Annotated in this window: 17 protein-coding genes and 1 pseudogene; 17 read left to right on the plus strand and 1 reads right to left on the minus strand. The window is 67.9% G+C overall.

Translation table 11 applies throughout. The annotated features are described in order from the left end of the window. Positions 1-66 precede the first annotated feature (66 nt). The 17 genes and pseudogenes from rpsH (at position 67) to truA (ending at position 10,510) form a co-directional block, all read left to right on the plus strand. Positions 67-465: a 30S ribosomal protein S8 gene (gene rpsH / locus SMD11_RS18960; protein WP_087927570.1), complete on the plus strand. Its 399-nt coding sequence runs from the start codon at positions 67-69 to the stop codon at positions 463-465. A 22-nt stretch (positions 466-487) separates the two neighbouring features. Next, positions 488-1,027 carry a 50S ribosomal protein L6 gene (gene rplF / locus SMD11_RS18965; RefSeq protein ID WP_087927571.1) on the plus strand — a complete coding sequence of 180 codons (540 nt, stop codon included), beginning with the start codon at positions 488-490 and terminating at the stop codon, positions 1,025-1,027. A gap of 3 nt (positions 1,028-1,030) precedes the next feature. Then, positions 1,031-1,414 (plus strand): 50S ribosomal protein L18, encoded by a 384-nt coding sequence (gene rplR / locus SMD11_RS18970; protein WP_087927572.1) that lies wholly within the window; start codon positions 1,031-1,033, stop codon positions 1,412-1,414. A gap of 45 nt (positions 1,415-1,459) precedes the next feature. Further along, complete coding sequence (gene rpsE / locus SMD11_RS18975; protein WP_087927573.1) at positions 1,460-2,062, plus strand: 30S ribosomal protein S5; 603 nt, start codon at positions 1,460-1,462, stop codon at positions 2,060-2,062. Beyond that, the gene (gene rpmD, locus SMD11_RS18980) at positions 2,062-2,244 is read left to right on the plus strand and encodes a 50S ribosomal protein L30 (protein ID WP_087927574.1); all 183 of its coding nucleotides are present in this window, start codon (positions 2,062-2,064) and stop codon (positions 2,242-2,244) included. Before rpsE ends, rpmD begins: the two co-directional genes overlap by 1 nt. A gap of 1 nt (position 2,245) precedes the next feature. Then, positions 2,246-2,701, plus strand: coding sequence for a 50S ribosomal protein L15 (gene rplO, locus SMD11_RS18985; RefSeq protein ID WP_087927575.1), 456 nt, complete (start codon positions 2,246-2,248; stop codon positions 2,699-2,701). Between the two features lie 202 nt (positions 2,702-2,903). Beyond that, complete coding sequence (gene secY / locus SMD11_RS18990; RefSeq protein ID WP_087927576.1) at positions 2,904-4,217, plus strand: preprotein translocase subunit SecY; 1,314 nt, start codon at positions 2,904-2,906, stop codon at positions 4,215-4,217. Next, positions 4,217-4,876, plus strand: a complete 660-nt coding sequence (locus SMD11_RS18995; protein ID WP_087927577.1) for an adenylate kinase — start codon at positions 4,217-4,219, stop codon at positions 4,874-4,876. Before secY ends, SMD11_RS18995 begins: the two co-directional genes overlap by 1 nt. 185 nt (positions 4,877-5,061) lie before the next feature. Next, positions 5,062-5,898, plus strand: a complete 837-nt coding sequence (gene map / locus SMD11_RS19000) for a type I methionyl aminopeptidase (RefSeq protein WP_087927578.1) — start codon at positions 5,062-5,064, stop codon at positions 5,896-5,898. Between the two features lie 105 nt (positions 5,899-6,003). Then, positions 6,004-6,111 (plus strand): annotated as a pseudogene (locus SMD11_RS34980) (type I methionyl aminopeptidase); the annotation flags it as partial. A gap of 185 nt (positions 6,112-6,296) precedes the next feature. Then, positions 6,297-6,518 carry a translation initiation factor IF-1 gene (gene infA, locus SMD11_RS19005; protein WP_003956442.1) on the plus strand — a complete coding sequence of 74 codons (222 nt, stop codon included), beginning with the start codon at positions 6,297-6,299 and terminating at the stop codon, positions 6,516-6,518. A 61-nt stretch (positions 6,519-6,579) separates the two neighbouring features. Next, positions 6,580-6,693 (plus strand): 50S ribosomal protein L36, encoded by a 114-nt coding sequence (gene rpmJ / locus SMD11_RS19010; RefSeq protein WP_003956441.1) that lies wholly within the window; start codon positions 6,580-6,582, stop codon positions 6,691-6,693. A 177-nt stretch (positions 6,694-6,870) separates the two neighbouring features. Next, on the plus strand, positions 6,871-7,251 hold the full coding sequence (gene rpsM / locus SMD11_RS19015) for a 30S ribosomal protein S13 (protein WP_030368393.1): 381 nt from the start codon (positions 6,871-6,873) through the stop codon (positions 7,249-7,251). A gap of 69 nt (positions 7,252-7,320) precedes the next feature. Further along, entirely contained in the window at positions 7,321-7,725 is a 405-nt protein-coding gene (gene rpsK, locus SMD11_RS19020) for a 30S ribosomal protein S11 (RefSeq protein ID WP_003956432.1), read from the plus strand. Between the two features lie 196 nt (positions 7,726-7,921). Continuing rightward, a complete protein-coding gene (locus SMD11_RS19025; RefSeq protein WP_004946635.1) occupies positions 7,922-8,944 on the plus strand; it encodes a DNA-directed RNA polymerase subunit alpha in 1,023 nt (340 codons plus the stop codon). Between the two features lie 162 nt (positions 8,945-9,106). After that, positions 9,107-9,571: a 50S ribosomal protein L17 gene (rplQ, locus tag SMD11_RS19030; RefSeq protein WP_087927579.1), complete on the plus strand. Its 465-nt coding sequence runs from the start codon at positions 9,107-9,109 to the stop codon at positions 9,569-9,571. 84 nt (positions 9,572-9,655) lie between these two features. After that, positions 9,656-10,510, plus strand: coding sequence for a tRNA pseudouridine(38-40) synthase TruA (gene truA, locus SMD11_RS19035; protein WP_087927580.1), 855 nt, complete (start codon positions 9,656-9,658; stop codon positions 10,508-10,510). 188 nt (positions 10,511-10,698) lie between these two features. On the opposite strand, the gene SMD11_RS19040 is transcribed toward truA, so the two are convergent. Then, positions 10,699-12,819, minus strand: coding sequence for a glycosyltransferase family 4 protein (locus tag SMD11_RS19040; RefSeq protein ID WP_087927581.1), 2,121 nt, complete (start codon positions 12,817-12,819; stop codon positions 10,699-10,701). Positions 12,820-12,954 lie beyond the last annotated feature (135 nt).

Consider the following 12,954-nt stretch of genomic DNA (forward strand, 5'->3'; position numbering starts at 1 on the left):
CGACACAGCTCGGGGAGAGGGATGGCGCAGATAGGAAACCACGGCGAGAGAGGCCGAAGGCCAAACATGACCATGACCGATCCGATCGCAGACATGCTGACGCGTCTGCGAAACGCTAACTCGGCATACCACGACTCCGTGTCGATGCCGCACAGCAAGATCAAGTCGCACATCGCGGAGATCCTCCAGCAGGAGGGCTACATCACCGGCTGGAAGGTCGAGGACGCCGAGGTCGGCAAGTCCCTGACCCTCGAGCTGAAGTTCGGCCCGAACCGCGAGCGCTCGATCGCCGGCATCAAGCGTATTTCGAAGCCGGGCCTGCGGGTCTACGCAAAGTCCACCAACCTGCCGAAGGTCCTCGGCGGCCTGGGCGTGGCGATCATCTCCACGTCCCACGGTCTCCTGACCGGCCAGCAGGCCAGCAAGAAGGGCGTGGGTGGGGAAGTCCTCGCCTACGTCTGGTAACCAGGGAACGGAGGAATAGCCAATGTCGCGTATTGGACGGCTGCCCATCCAGGTTCCCGCTGGTGTGGACGTCACCATCGATGGCCGTACGGTCCACGTGAAGGGTCCCAAGGGCTCCCTCACGCACGCCGTGTCCGCGCCCATCGAGATCGCTAAGGCCGAGGACGGCACCCTTGTCGTCTCTCGTCCGAACGACGAGCGTCAGAACAAGGCCCTGCACGGCCTGTCCCGCACGCTGGTGGCGAACATGATCACCGGCGTGACCGCGGGCTACAGCAAGGCTCTTGAGATCAGCGGTGTCGGTTACCGCGTCCAGGCGAAGGGCTCCAACCTGGAGTTCTCCCTGGGCTACAGCCACCCGATCCTGATCGAGGCCCCCGAGGGCATCACCTTCAAGGTGGAGTCCCCGACGAAGCTCAGCGTCGAGGGCATCGACAAGCAGAAGGTCGGCGAGGTCGCCGCCAACATCCGCAAGCTTCGCAAGCCCGACCCCTACAAGGCCAAGGGCGTGAAGTACGCGGGTGAGGTCATCCGCCGCAAGGTCGGAAAGGCGGGTAAGTAAGCCATGGCATACGGTGTAAAGATCGCCAAGGGTGACGCGTACAAGCGCGCCGCCAAGCAGCGTCGCCACATCCGCATCCGCAAGAACGTGTCGGGTACGGCCGAGCGTCCGCGCCTGGTCGTGACGCGTTCGAACCGCAACATCGTTGCTCAGGTCATCGACGACCTCAAGGGTCACACCCTTGCGTCGGCGTCGACCCTGGACACCTCGATCCGCGGTGGCGAGGGCGACAAGTCCGCGCAGGCCAAGCAGGTCGGCGCGCTCGTCGCCGAGCGCGCGAAGGCTGCCGGCGTCGAGGCCGTCGTGTTCGACCGCGGTGGCAACCAGTACGCCGGGCGCATTGCCGCTCTGGCGGACGCCGCCCGCGAAGCCGGGCTGAAGTTCTAAGCCCCGGTTCCGGAGCTAGCGGACGTAACAGAGAGAGGTAATCCAATGGCTGGACCCCAGCGCCGCGGAAGCGGTGCCGGTGGCGGCGAGCGGCGGGACCGGAAGGGTCGCGACGGTGGCGCTGCCGCCGAGAAGACCGCGTACGTTGAGCGCGTTGTCGCGATCAACCGCGTCGCCAAGGTTGTCAAGGGTGGTCGTCGTTTCAGCTTCACCGCGCTGGTCGTGGTGGGCGACGGTGACGGCACCGTAGGTGTCGGTTACGGCAAGGCCAAGGAAGTTCCCGCGGCCATCGCCAAGGGCGTCGAAGAGGCCAAGAAGAGCTTCTTCAAGGTCCCGCGTATCCAGGGCACCATCCCCCACCCGATCCAGGGTGAGGAAGCGGCGGGCGTCGTCCTGCTCAAGCCCGCGTCCCCCGGTACCGGTGTTATCGCCGGTGGCCCGGTCCGCGCGGTCCTCGAGTGCGCCGGCGTTCACGACATCCTGTCGAAGTCGCTCGGTTCGTCGAACCCGATCAACATCGTGCACGCCACGGTGGCAGCGCTCAAGGGGCTTCAGCGCCCCGAGGAGATCGCCGCCCGTCGTGGTCTGCCGCTGGAAGACGTCGCCCCCGCCGCACTGCTGCGGGCGCGTGCCGGGGTGGGTGCGTAATGGCTCGCCTCAAGGTCACGCAGGTCAAGTCCTACATCGGCAGCAAGCAGAACCACCGCGACACCCTGCGTTCGCTCGGGCTCAAGCGCCTGAACGACGTGGTTGTCAAGGAGGACCGTCCCGAGATCCGCGGCATGGTGCAGACCGTCCGCCACCTCGTGACGGTTGAGGAGGTCGACTGACATGGCGGAGCAGAACCCGCTGAAGGTCCACAACCTCCGGCCCGCCCCGGGCGCCAAGACCGCCAAGACCCGTGTGGGTCGTGGTGAGGCGTCCAAGGGTAAGACCGCCGGTCGTGGCACCAAGGGCACCAAGGCCCGTTACCAGGTTCCGGAGCGCTTCGAGGGTGGGCAGATGCCCCTCCACATGCGTCTCCCGAAGCTCAAGGGCTTCAAGAACCCGTTCCGTACCGAGTTCCAGGTCGTGAACCTGGACAAGCTGGCCGCGCTCTACCCGCAGGGTGGCGAGGTCACGGTGGCCGACCTGGTCGCCAAGGGTGCGGTTCGTAAGAACCAGCTCGTCAAGGTCCTGGGCCAGGGCGAGGTCTCCGTGGCGCTTCAGGTTTCGGTTGACGCCGTCTCCGGCTCCGCCAAGGAGAAGATCGTCGCCGCTGGCGGCACCGTCACCGAGCTCGTCTGAGCTCGTTGAACCGACTACCGGGGATGTCCCAAAAGGGGCATCCCCGGTTGGTCGTTCCTAGGGGGGCACGGTCGCCGGTAAGGTGGCGTGCACTGTTAACCTCCGCACGGGCCCTGTCCGTGCGGATTTTGACTGATATGTATTCGTCGATCCTCAAGACCGTCACCTCTCGCGTCGCTGCGTGAGAGGCGCAGGAGGCACCGTGCTCACCGCGTTCGCCCGAGCGTTCAAGACGCCCGACCTGCGCAAGAAGCTGCTGTTCACGCTCGGCATCATGGTGCTCTTCCGGCTCGGTGCTCATGTACCGGTACCGGGTGTTGACTACCAGAACGTCCAGACGTGCATGGATCAGGCCAAGAGTGGTCTGGGCCTCTTCGGCCTCGTGAACATGTTCAGCGGTGGCGCGCTGCTGCAAATCACGATCTTCGCGCTCGGGATCATGCCCTACATCACGGCGAGCATCATCCTCCAGCTGCTCACCGTCGTCATCCCACGGCTGGAAGCCCTCAAGAAGGAGGGACAGTCGGGCCAGGCGAAGATCACGCAGTACACGCGTTATCTGACCGTCGCGCTCGCCATCCTCCAGGGCACCGGCCTGGTGGCCACCGCCCGTAGCGGCGCCCTCTTCGGCAACTGCACGGTCGGCAACCAGATCGTCCCGAACCAGTCGATCTTCACCACCGCCACCATGGTCATCACCATGACCGCGGGTACCGCGCTGATCATGTGGCTCGGTGAGCTCATCACCGACCGCGGCATCGGCAACGGCATGTCGATCCTGATGTTCACGTCGATCGCCGCGGGCTTCCCCAGCGGCCTGTGGGGCATCAAGCTCCAGGGCAAGCTGATGGGCGGCTGGCTGGAGTTCGCGCTGGTCATCATCTGCGGTCTGGCCATGGTCGCGCTGGTGGTCTTCGTGGAGCAGGCCCAGCGGCGGATCCCGGTGCAGTACGCCAAGCGCATGATCGGCCGCCGTTCCTACGGCGGTACGTCGACCTACATCCCGCTCAAGGTCAACCAGGCGGGCGTGATCCCGGTCATCTTCGCCTCGTCGCTGCTCTACATCCCGGCGCTGCTCGTCCAGTTCACCGGCTCCAAGGCCGGCTGGGCGAACTGGGTCAACGCCAATCTCGTCAAGGGTGACCACCCGATCTACATGGTCACCTACTTCCTGCTGATCGTCTTCTTCGCCTTCTTCTACGTCGCCATCTCCTTCAACCCCGAAGAAGTTGCCGACAACATGAAGAAGTATGGTGGGTTCATTCCGGGCATCCGGGCCGGTCGTCCCACCGCGGAGTACCTGAGCTACGTGCTGAACCGCATCACGTGGCCGGGGTCTCTCTACCTGGGGCTGATCGCCCTGGTGCCCACCGTGGCACTGGTCACACTCAACGCGAACCAGAACTTCCCGTTCGGGGGAACCAGCATCCTGATCATCGTGGGTGTCGGTCTGGAGACTGTGAAGCAGATCGAGAGCCAGCTTCAGCAGCGCAACTACGAAGGGTTCCTCCGCTGATGCGAATCGTCCTCGTCGGACCTCCCGGCGCCGGCAAGGGTACGCAGGCCGCGTACCTCGCCAAGAATCTCGCGATCCCGCACATCTCGACGGGCGACCTCTTCCGGGCGAACATCAGCCAGGGCACGCCGCTCGGTCAGAAGGCGCAGGAGTACATGCGCGCCGGTCAGCTGGTGCCGGACGAGGTCACCATCGGGATGGCCAAGGACCGCATGCAGCAGGCCGACGCCGCCGGCGGCTTCCTGCTGGACGGCTTCCCGCGCAACCTGGCCCAGGCCGAGGCGCTGGACGAGATCCTCAAGGCCGACGACCTCCGCCTCGACGGCGTCCTGGACCTGGAGGTCCCGGAGGACGAGGTGGTCAAGCGGATCGCCGGCCGCCGGATGTGCCGCAAGGACAGCAGCCACATCTTCCACGTGATCTACAACCCGCCGAAGACCGAGGGCGTCTGCGACGCCTGCGGCGGCGAGCTGTACCAGCGCGAGGACGACAGCGAGGACACCGTCCGCAAGCGGCTCGAGGTCTACCACAGCGAGACCGAGCCGATCATCGACTACTACAAGGCCCAGGGCCTCGTGGTGACGATCTCCGCGCTCGGCAAGGTCGGCGAGGTCACTCAGCGCGCGATGGCCGCGCTGGAGCGCGAGAGCGCCTCCTGACCGCCTGATCGACGGCTTCTCCACGGCCGCGGTGCCCCTCGGGGTACCGCGGCCGTAGTGTTGGTGGCTGAACAGCAAGCAGCGGCAGCGGCAGCGCCACCGGGGGCCGAGCGGCCCGAGCGGGCCCGTAGCGGTACGGCAGCGGACGCGCGCGGCACCGTCGCGATACCAAGGAAGGCGCCCATATGGTCGAGATCAAGACCCCGGACCAGATCGCGAAGATGCGCGAGGCGGGGCTGGTCGTCGCCGCCATCCACGCGGCCACCCGTGAGGCGGCCGTGCCGGGGGCCACCACCAAGGATCTGGACGAGGTCGCCCGCAAGGTGCTGGCCGAGCACGGCGCGAAGTCGAACTTCCTCGGGTACGGCGGCTTCCCCGCCACGATCTGCACCTCGGTGAACGAGGTCGTGGTCCACGGCATCCCGGACACGAAGACCGTCCTGAAGGACGGCGACATCATCTCCATCGACGCCGGCGCGATCGTGGACGGCTGGCACGGTGACGCGGCCTTCACGGCCTTCGTGGGCACCGGTCACGCTCCGGAGCTGATCGAGCTCTCCCGGGTGACCGAGGAGTCGATGTGGGCCGGTATCGCCGCCGTGAGGAACGGCAACCGCCTGGTGGACATCTCCAAGGCCATCGAGGGCTACATCCGCCGCCAGCCCCGTCCGGCGTCGGGGAAGTACGGGATCATCGAGGACTACGGCGGGCACGGCATCGGCTCCGAGATGCACATGGACCCGCACCTGCTGAACTACGTCTCCCGCAAGCGCGGCAAGGGCCCCAAGCTGATCCCCGGCTTCTGCATCGCGATCGAGCCCATGGTCAGCCTCGGCACGGCGCGCACGCACGTCCTGGCCGACGACTGGACGGTCCTCACGGACGACAAGACCTGGTCCTCGCACTGGGAGCACTCCGTCGCGCTGACGGAGGAGGGCCCGCTGGTCCTGACCGCGGTCGACGGTGGCAAGGCGAAGCTGGCGGAGTACGGGGTGGCGGTGGCGCCGGACCCGCTGGCCTGAGCCTCGGCCATCGACTCGACGGACGGAGTCCGGCGCAGCCGGCCGAAGCTTGTGAGGCGCCCCGGCGCCGGACCCGCGAGGGCGGCGTTGGGGGGAGCGGCGCAGTCGGTCGCGCTGACGGAGGAGGGGCCGCTGGTCCTGACCGCGGTCGACGGCGGTAAGGCGAAGCCGGCGGAGTACGGCGTGGTGGCGGCGCCGGACCCGCCGGCGTAAGCCGCGGGCCGGTCGGCGTAAGGATCAACGCGGCTGGGCAGTCACCCCTGGATTAGTCTTTCCGGTTGCCCTGACGTAGACTGACGCGTCGGCTCTCGTGTATCCGCATGCCCACTTGGCAGTAACTGGTCAGTGGGCCGCACAGCACGAGAGTTGATCAAGGTAGCCGATTCGAAAGGCGAAGCGTGGCCAAGAAGCAAGGTGCCATCGAGATCGAGGGCACCGTGATCGAGTCTCTGCCGAACGCAATGTTCAAGGTGGAGCTCCAGAACGGTCACAAGGTCCTCGCGCACATCAGCGGCAAGATGCGGATGCACTACATCCGTATTCTCCCGGATGACCGGGTCGTCGTGGAGCTGTCTCCCTACGACCTGACGCGTGGCCGGATCGTCTACCGCTACAAGTAGATCTTGTCGGTGCCCCGCGTTCCGCGGGGTGGCGGCACTGACCCGGAGAACCTGACATCCCATGAAGGTCAAGCCGAGCGTCAAGAAGATCTGCGACAAGTGCAAGGTGATCCGCCGTCACGGCCGGGTCATGGTCATCTGCGACAACCTGCGCCACAAGCAGCGCCAGGGCTGACGCAGGACCTGCACTCCGCAGTTACTTCGCGCGACGCGAGCAAAAACGTACATACGCAGAACCCGTCCAGTGCTCACTGGCGATACCTCCGGCGGGGGCCGGGGACCCGGAACGTACCTAGTACGGCGGCCGGGATCGGTTCTGTGTCAGACCCCCGAGAACATCTGGAGCCATTGAATGGCACGCGTTTCCGGTGTTGACATCCCGCGCGACAAGCGTGTGGAGGTTGCACTCACCTACGTCTTCGGCATCGGCCGCACCCAGTCGCAGGCGACTCTCGCCGCCACCGGTGTGAACCCGAACACCCGCGTTCGTGACCTTCCCGAAGAGGACCTGGTCAAGATCCGCGAGTACGTGGACGCCAACCTCAAGACCGAGGGTGACCTCCGTCGCGAGATCCAGGCCGACATCCGCCGCAAGGTCGAGATCGGCTGCTACCAGGGTCTGCGTCACCGCCGTGGCCTGCCGGTCCACGGTCAGCGCACCAGCACGAACGCTCGTACCCGCAAGGGCCCGCGTCGCGCCATCGCCGGCAAGAAGAAGCCGGGCAAGAAGTAGTCCTCAGCGGACGCTCACCAGCGGTCTTCGCTGTAGGACCGACCACCTCCCTCCATTCAGGAGTCAGACATGCCCCCCAAGGGACGTCAGGGCGCTGCCAAGAAGGTGCGCCGCAAGGAAAAGAAGAACGTCGCCCACGGGCACGCTCACATCAAGAGCACGTTCAACAACACCATCGTTTCGATCACGGACCCGTCCGGCAACGTGATCTCCTGGGCCTCCGCCGGCCACGTCGGCTTCAAGGGCTCGCGCAAGTCCACCCCCTTCGCCGCGCAGATGGCCGCCGAGTCGGCTGCCCGTCGCGCGCAGGAGCACGGCATGCGCAAGGTCGACGTCTTCGTCAAGGGTCCGGGTTCCGGTCGTGAGACCGCCATCCGTTCGCTCCAGGCGACCGGCCTCGAGGTTGGCTCCATCCAGGACGTCACCCCCACCCCGCACAACGGCTGCCGTCCGCCGAAGCGCCGCCGCGTCTGACGCTGAGGCCTTCTCCGCGCGAGCGGAGGTGGCCCGCGCCGACGCGTCCGAGTCAAGGGGTCACTGACCCGCTTGGTTCTTCGCGCCGCTTCGTACGGCACACGGGCGGTACGGCTCCTCGGGGCCGTATCGCCCGTACCCTTGTAGTACCTCAGGGCATCAAATAGTGGGTGCCCATGACTGAAGGATTCATCGCATGCTGATCGCTCAGCGTCCCTCGCTGACCGAAGAGGTCGTCGACGAGTTCCGCTCGCGGTTCGTGATCGAGCCGCTGGAGCCGGGCTTCGGCTACACCCTCGGCAACTCCCTGCGTCGTACGCTCCTCTCCTCGATCCCGGGTGCGGCGGTCACGTCCATCCGCATCGACGGTGTCCTGCACGAGTTCACCACCGTGCCGGGCGTCAAGGAGGACGTCACCGACCTCATCCTGAACATCAAGCAGCTGGTCGTCTCCTCGGAGCACGACGAGCCGGTCGTGATGTACCTGCGCAAGCAGGGTCCCGGCCTGGTCACCGCTGCTGACATCGCCCCCCCGGCCGGCGTCGAGGTGCACAACCCCGACCTGGTCCTGGCGACCCTGAACGCCAAGGGCAAGCTGGAGATGGAGCTGACCGTCGAGCGCGGTCGCGGCTATGTCTCCGCCGTCCAGAACAAGCAGGTGGGCCAGGAGATCGGCCGTATCCCGGTCGACTCCATCTACTCGCCGGTTCTCAAGGTCACCTACAAGGTCGAGGCGACCCGAGTCGAGCAGCGCACCGACTTCGACAAGCTGATCGTCGACGTCGAGACCAAGCAGGCCATGCGCCCGCGCGACGCCATGGCGTCCGCCGGTAAGACCCTGGTCGAGCTGTTCGGTCTGGCCCGCGAGCTCAACATCGACGCCGAGGGCATCGACATGGGCCCGTCCCCGACGGACGCCGCCCTTGCCGCCGACCTGGCGCTGCCGATCGAGGAGCTCGAGCTCACGGTCCGCTCGTACAACTGCCTCAAGCGTGAGGGCATCCACTCCGTGGGTGAGCTCGTCGCCCGCTCCGAGGCCGACCTGCTCGACATCCGCAACTTCGGTGCGAAGTCGATCGACGAGGTCAAGGCGAAGCTGGCCGGCATGGGCCTGGCCCTCAAGGACAGCCCGCCCGGATTCGACCCGACCGCCGCGGCGGACGCCTTCGGCGCCGATGACGACGCGGACGCCGGTTTCGTCGAGACCGAGCAGTACTAAGAGCTCGGACCTTTACGGTCTGATCTTGGCTGCGGGCCGGCTTCGGCCGGCCGCGCAGTTCCCCGCGCCCCTTCGGGGGCGCGGTCTCCGACGGGCGACCGCCCGCTCGGATACTGACTCCGGTACCTGATACGGCCGGGGCAGACACCTAGGAGAAACACCATGCCGCGTCCCACCAAGGGTGCCCGTCTGGGCGGCGGTGCCGCGCACGAGAAGCTGATGCTGGCGAACCTCGCCAAGTCGCTCTTCGAGCACGGCCGCATCACGACCACCGAGGCCAAGGCCCGTCGCCTTCGTCCGGTCGCCGAGCGTCTGATCACCAAGGCGAAGAAGGGCGACATCCACAACCGTCGCCAGGTGCTCCAGACGATCACGGACAAGAGCATCGTCCACGTGCTCTTCACCGAGATCGCCCCGCGCTTCGCCGAGCGTCCGGGTGGTTACACCCGTATCACCAAGATCGGCAACCGTCGTGGCGACAACGCCCCGATGGCCGTGATCGAGCTCGTCGAGGGCGAGATCGCCAAGAAGGCGACCGTCGCCGAGGCCGAGGCCGCCACCAAGCGTGCGGTCAAGGAGTCCGAGGCTGCCGCCGAGGCTCCGGCCGAGGAGTCCAAGGACGCCTGACGCATCTGATGCGTGCAGTGGACGGGTCCGTTCCCTCTTTCGAGGGGGCGGGCCCGTCCCGCATTTTCTTGAAAGAGGAACGCGGTGAGTGACGAAGTTGAGCCCGGCTTTGTGCGGGTGCGGCTGGATCTGTCGTACGACGGCAAGGACTTCTCCGGCTGGGCCAAGCAGCGCTCGGGTCTGCGCACGGTGCAGGGCGAGATCGAGTCCGCCCTGCGTACGGTGACGCGGTCGTCCGAGACCTACGAGCTGACGGTCGCCGGCCGTACGGACTCCGGGGTGCACGCCCGGGGCCAGGTCGCGCACGTCGACCTGCCGGCCGAGGTGTGGGCCGAGCACGAGGAGAAGCTGCTGCGCCGGCTGGCCGGCCGGCTGTCGCACGATGTGCGGGTGTGGAAGGTCTCCGAGGCGCCGGCCGGGTTCAACGCGCGCTTCTCGGCGATCTGGCGCCGGTACGCCTACCGGGTCACCGACCACGTGGGCGGCGTGGACCCGCTGCTGCGTGGTCATGTCCTGTGGCACGACTGGCCGTTGGACGTCGAGGCGATGAACTCCGCCTCGCGGGCGCTGCTCGGGGAGCACGACTTCGCCGCGTACTGCAAGAAGCGCGAGGGCGCGACGACCATCCGCACGCTCCAGCAGCTGAGTTGGGAGCGCGACGCGTCCGGTGTCGTCACCGCGACCGTGCGGGCGGACGCGTTCTGCCACAACATGGTGCGTTCGCTGGTGGGCGCGCTGCTGTTCGTCGGCGACGGGCACCGGCCGGTGGACTGGCCGGGCAAGGTGCTGGCCGCGGGCGTGCGGGACTCGGCGGTGCATGTGGTGCGGCCGCACGGGCTGACGCTGGAGGAGGTCGGCTATCCGGCGGACTCCGAGCTCGCCGCGCGCAATCGTGAGGCGCGGAACCGCAGGACGCTGCCGGGCGCCGGCTGCTGCTAGGCGCTCCGCTGGAACTCCGGCGAGTCATCCGCGGGTGCGTCGTGGCTGGTCGCGCAGTTCCCCGCGCCCCTTCGGGGCGTTGCCGAACCGCACCGGACTTCGCCGGGCCGGCTCAGGGAAGCCGCCGGGGCAAAGAAGCAGGGCGGGCCGCACACAGCGGCCCGCCCTGCTTTCGTCTTTTCCGGGCGTCAGGACGCCGGGACGCTGACCGCCAGGTCGCTGTTGACCGTGAAGTACGGCTTCACGCCGTCGACCGTCGGGTACAGATCGGTCTTGTTGCGGTCGACGATGTCGCCGATCAGGCGGGCGATCTTGATGGGCTCGCCGTCCGGGGTCAGGCGCAGGGCCAGGTCCCAGATGGTGCCCTCGTCGCCGACGCTGCGGGAGGCGCGGATCTTGTCGTACGGCAGGGTGACCGTGAAGCTCGACTCGTCGACGACGGTGACCTCGGCCGTGAGCTTCTCGGCGGTGTCCACGCGCGGGGTGCCGACGACGACGGGGTTGCTGTCGGCGGTGAACTCCGTGCCGTGCAGGGTGCCTTCGACCGTCAGGGTGGTCTTGTCCTGGCGCACGGCGCGGGCCTCGGCGTGGGCGGTGCGGTGCCAGGCGCGCAGGGCGAGGAAGCCGTCGACGGTCGGGTAGGGCACCCACCAGGTGAAGGGAGCGCCGGTCAGCGGCTCCAGCTCCACCAGGCCGCGGCCCTCGGCGAGGTGCGAGACGACGCGGCGGCGGGCGCCGTCCTCGCCCCGGACGACGTGGAGGTCCCAGCGGCCCTCGCCGAGCTTGAGCTCGCGGCGGTCGAGGACGGCGGTCCAGGGGCCCTTGGGGGTGGCCGGTGCCTTGAGGGGCACCGCGACGGGCTTGCCCTCCTTGCGCCGGGTGACCGTCAGGGAGAGCTTGTCGCCGGAGAGGCCCTTGCGGTCGACGGAGACGACGATGTTGCCGTCGGCGTCGACGCGGCAGGAGGCGGTGCAGCGCAGCGGCTTGCGGACGATCTCCTTGAGGGCGGCCTTGACCGGCGGGGTGGCCGGCTTGGCGACGCCCCGGCGGAGCGGCCGGAGGATCTTGCCAGCGGTGCGGCGCAGCATCTTCGACAGCGGTACGGGCGCGGGCTTGGGCTCGGCCTGTGCGTCGGCGCCGGCCGGGGCCTTGGCGGTGGTGGCGCCGGTGTCGCCGCCGAGGCTCGCGATGAGCTCCTCGTAGCGGCGGGCGATGGCGTCCGGGTGGTAGCGCTCGGCGGAGACGAGGGCGGCCCGGCCCATGGCGCGGCGCAGCTCGTCGTCCTCGATGAGCTTGAGGAGGCCCTTGGCGATGGCGTCGCTGTCGAGGTTGGTGACGAGGAGGCCGTCGTGGCCGTCGCTGATGATCTCGCCGGGGCCGTGCGGGCAGTCCGTGGCGACGACGGGCACGCCGCAGTTCATGGCCTCCACGATCGTCATGCCGAAGGACTCCTCGCGGGAGGTCACGGCGGCGATGGAGCCCTTGGCCCACTCGGTCTCGATGGGGGAGTGGGCACCCATGAGCGTGATCTGGTCGTTGAGGCCGAGCTGGTCGATCTGCTCGCGGAGCTTGGCCTGCTGGGGGCCGCGGCCGTAGATGCGCAGCTTCCAGTCGGGGCGGGTGGCGGCCACGGTGGCCCACGCCTTGACGAGGAGGTCGTACCGCTTGACGGGGATGAGGCGGCCGGCGGCGACGACCAGCTTGGCGCTGCCGTCGGAGGGCTCGACCTCGGAGGCCGGGACGCCGTTCGGCAGGGCGATCAGCTTGGTCTTGACGTCGGGGAAGTGCTCGCGGTGGGTCGCGGCGTCGGCGTCGGAGACGGCCGTGTGGGCGTCCAGGTGCGGGATCGCGAGGTCCTGGGCGGCGCGGATGTTCGGCTCGTGGGTGCCGTAGATCCGGTGCTCCTGGCCGATCCGCAGATAGCGGTCCTGGCCGAACTCGGCGAGGTACATCACGAGGCCGGGGCGGGTGGCGATCACGACGTCGGCGTCGGTGCGGGCGAGGTGCTCCGCGACGCGCTTGTCGGTGAGGGCGCTGAAGTGGGCGCCCTTGGCCTCGACCGGCGGGATGTGCGCGCTGTCCTGCTGGAGCAGGGGGTTGTCCCGGTCGGCGCCGGTGTCGGCGCGCTGGTCGATCAGATGGACCAGCTTGACCTTGCGGTCCAGGGGGAGCTTGGGCGTGCCGCCGGTCCGGTGGATCGACACGATCTCCACGTCGTGCCGCGCGGCGAGGGCGCCGGCGACGTTGAACGTGGAGCGGATCGTGCCGCCGATGCCGTAGGCGTTCTGCAAAAGGAAAGAGATCTTCATGGCGGTGTCTGCGCGGCGCGTCTCGGGCGTCGCGTCCGTCCTTCCCCCTGGGCCTGGGTGTCCGGGTCGTCCCCTTTGCGAGGACCACTGGACTTGTCTACGTCGGGTGCGGTCCGATCCGTCGGTTAAGACCCT

The organism is Streptomyces albireticuli, assembly GCF_002192455.1.
GTDB lineage: Bacteria > Actinomycetota > Actinomycetes > Streptomycetales > Streptomycetaceae > Streptomyces > Streptomyces albireticuli_B.